Origin of the sequence: Mesorhizobium sp. M00.F.Ca.ET.216.01.1.1 (genome assembly GCF_004010325.2) — a bacterium.
In the GTDB taxonomy this organism is placed as follows: domain Bacteria; phylum Pseudomonadota; class Alphaproteobacteria; order Rhizobiales; family Rhizobiaceae; genus Mesorhizobium.
The window spans coordinates 1-526 of sequence record NZ_SADR02000101.1; the positions used below are offsets into that span (position 1 = coordinate 1).

A 526-nucleotide genomic window follows, 5' to 3' on the forward strand; every position below is an offset into this window, starting at 1 on the left:
AGGATGCCGCAGCGGCCGATCTTCTGCAGGCTTATGAGGCGCGCATTGCCGCGCTCGAACGGCTAGTCGGCAAGCAGGCTCTGGAACTGGAGTTTCTAAAGGGGGCTCTGCATGCAGGACCGCGGCAGAGAAACGGGCCTACATCCGCGACCACCGGTCCCATGGTCTCTCCGTCGCCGAAGGATGCCGGCTGATGGGCCTCTCGCGCACGACCTTCTATGACCAGCCGCGCAGCGCGGCAGACGACACCGCGATCGTCGAAGCGATCGCAGCTATCTGCGACGAGTTCGAGCACTATGGCTGGCGTCGTGTCCGCGCCGCTCTTCGGCAAAAAGGCATGATCGTCAATCACAAGAAGATCCGCCGCCTGATGCGCGAGCATGACCTTCAGCCGAGAATGCGCCGTCGATTCACGGTGACCACGGATAGCGATCACAACCAGCCGATCTTCCCGAACCTCGCCCGGGACATCATCTCCGATGGACCCAACCAGCTCTGGGTGGCCGACATCACATACGTCACCGTC

At 62.4% G+C, this 526-nt stretch carries 1 protein-coding gene and 1 pseudogene; both read left to right on the forward strand.

What is annotated here, in order from left to right; translation table 11 throughout:
- Nucleotides 1-194: pseudogene (locus EN859_RS38845) on the forward strand (helix-turn-helix domain-containing protein); the annotation flags it as partial.
- Nucleotides 194-526: IS3 family transposase (locus tag EN859_RS35220; RefSeq protein WP_135913599.1), on the forward strand; the 333-nt coding region annotated here is incomplete at its 3' end. The pseudogene EN859_RS38845 and the gene EN859_RS35220, both read left to right, overlap by 1 nt.